Annotated in this window: 1 pseudogene; it reads left to right on the forward strand. The window is 31.4% G+C overall.

Going from position 1 to position 280, the window contains the following annotated elements:
- Positions 1-169 (forward strand): annotated as a pseudogene (locus ACQRDX_RS09630) (CopY/TcrY family copper transport repressor); the annotation flags it as partial.
- Positions 170-280: the final 111 nt, after the last annotated feature.

A 280-nucleotide genomic window follows, 5' to 3' on the forward strand; every position in this document is an offset into this window, starting at 1 on the left:
TAAGAAAGTTGGAAATGTAATAGGAAGCATCATTGAAAATCATGTCTTAAGCTTCGATGATATAGATCGACTAGAGAAAATATTAGAGATAAAAAAATCTTTCGCAGTAGAAGAAGTGGCTTGCAATTGTCCAGAAGGACAATGCGAGTGTCATTTACATCATCATTAACATAAGGAGGAATAAAAATGAGTAAGAATAAACATATGTTATTAGGTATTGGACTTACAGTCGTATTAACTGCAGTTGGATATATTACACTTTTAGAACCAATGATTAGTT

Source organism: Streptococcus sp. SGI.013, from assembly GCF_050315295.1.
GTDB lineage: Bacteria > Bacillota > Bacilli > Lactobacillales > Streptococcaceae > Streptococcus > Streptococcus porcorum.